The sequence below is a fragment of the Curtobacterium sp. B8 genome, from assembly GCF_000333315.1.
GTDB lineage: Bacteria > Actinomycetota > Actinomycetes > Actinomycetales > Microbacteriaceae > Curtobacterium > Curtobacterium luteum.
This window is the reverse complement of record NZ_BACW01000343.1, coordinates 1-914: the sequence shown is the minus strand read 5'-3', so window position 1 is coordinate 914 and position 914 is coordinate 1. Positions and strand designations below refer to the sequence as shown.

Annotated in this window: 2 protein-coding genes; one reads left to right on the top strand and one right to left on the bottom strand. The window is 71.7% G+C overall.

Translation table 11 applies throughout. From position 1 onward, the window contains the following. The coding region (locus I59_RS23430) for a hypothetical protein (protein ID WP_042726600.1) at nucleotides 1-425 on the bottom strand (425 nt) is incomplete at its 3' end. A 9-nt stretch (nucleotides 426-434) separates the two neighbouring features. Between I59_RS23430 and I59_RS23425 the strand changes: the two genes are divergently transcribed. Continuing rightward, nucleotides 435-875, top strand: coding sequence for a biotin/lipoyl-containing protein (locus I59_RS23425; protein ID WP_022903582.1), 441 nt, complete (start codon nucleotides 435-437; stop codon nucleotides 873-875). Nucleotides 876-914: the final 39 nt, after the last annotated feature.

Here is a 914-nt window from a genome sequence, read left to right as displayed (position 1 = left end):
GTGCTCGGCGTCACGATGGCGATCGTCTTCGCCCGCCCGATCATGCTCATGATGGCCGCCGCCTCGCCGGTGATGGTCGTCGGGACCTTCCTCACGCAGCGGTCCCGCGCGAAGAAGAAGGGCATCAAGACCTTCGAGGAGTGGCGGCAGGACATCGCCGACACCCGCGTCCGGATCGCCGGGCTCGTCAAGGAGCAGCGGCTCGACTCCTGGTACCGCAGCGTCGACCCCGTGGTGGTGCGCGACATCGCCACGCGGCCGCTCGCCCGGCTGTGGGAGCGACGGAAGCGGGACGCCGACGCGCTGCACGTCCGGGTCGGGGTGGCCGAGGTGCCGCTCGCCGCGAACTTCCAGGGCGGCTCGTCCCGCCACACCGGCGCCCACCACGTCGGGGTCGCGCCGGCCCCCGTCTGCTGCCGTTCCACCGCGCTGTCGTGTCGGACCCGGCGTTCGCCACGTCCGACGACGAGCCGTTCAGCGTCTACACGCAGTGGATCGAGACGGACTTCGTCAACGACATCCCGGCGTGGAGCGGCGCGACCGAGGAGCTGCCCGCTCCGGCGTCCCGCGACACGGTCGTCGTCGAGGTGCAGGGCAAGCGCATCGAGGTCACCATGCCGTCGATCGTCGGCGGTGGCGCTGCTGCCGGTCGACGTCCGGCCGGGCCCTCCGCTCCTCCGAAGCGTCGGTCGTCCGGCGTTCGTGGCGGGCTCGCCTCGTCGGGATCGGTCACGTCGCCGATGCAGGCCACCGTGGTCAAGGTCGCGGTCGCCGAGGGTGACACCGTGGTGAAGGGCGATCTGCTCGTCGTCCTCGAGGCCATGAAGATGGAGCAGCCCGTGCAGGGCACCCGCGACGGCGTGTCAAGGCGCTGAACGCCCCCGTCGCCAGACGATCTCGTCCGGCACGTGCTG